The sequence below is a fragment of the Pseudoalteromonas sp. SG44-5 genome, from assembly GCF_014164175.1.
Classification (GTDB): Bacteria; Pseudomonadota; Gammaproteobacteria; order Enterobacterales; family Alteromonadaceae; genus Pseudoalteromonas; species Pseudoalteromonas nigrifaciens.
In genome coordinates, this window is record NZ_JACJES010000061.1 from 1 (window position 1) to 645 (window position 645).

1 protein-coding gene is annotated in these 645 nt (G+C 39.7%); it reads right to left on the reverse strand.

Annotated features, from left to right (window positions below; genetic code table 11):
- A partial coding sequence (locus H5079_RS18175; protein WP_182684626.1) for a hypothetical protein occupies positions 1–356 on the reverse strand: 356 nt, incomplete at its 3' end.
- Between the last annotated feature and the right edge of the window lie 289 nt (positions 357–645).

The window sequence follows — 645 nt, forward strand, 5'->3', positions numbered from 1 at the left end:
CCACCAGAAGTGAATGGCTTATCAACACCATACCATTCACAATTACCCATCTTGCAAGGGGTTACCTCGTACTCATATCTAAATGGTGTAACCCATACAGTATCACCAACTGATGACCAAGAACCGCCGTTAACCTTAGATGCTTTGTAAGAATCAATTGAAGGTGTCCAAATTGGATGACATACAGAAAGACTATTTTCTTCTGTTACTACAGTCTGTTTATTCTCATTACTAATTGTGCACTCATATTCATAAAAAGTTTTCAGTTGAGGTGAACGCAAACTAGTTAAATCAGGTTCGTTTGCAGAAACAAAAAAAGCGCTAATAAGCGCTAATAAAAATATTAGAATTCGCATAATGCGCCTTTAATGAAAAGGGCGGTGTTACCCGCCATTTAATTAACTGGTTCTGACACCACTTGAAAAGCCTTCGACGAAGCACCATACAAGGAATGAGGCAAGACCAATTGAAGTAACCATTTTAGTTACGTAACTTTGATACAATCATGCCAATAGCAAAACCGATTGCAGCAACAGTAATTACGCCAGTGATAATTGCAGTGTAGTTTGAAGTACCATCAGTTACAGCAGCATCAATTGCAGCGGTGTGGTCAGCAGCAAACGCAGTTGCCGAACCCATAACAGC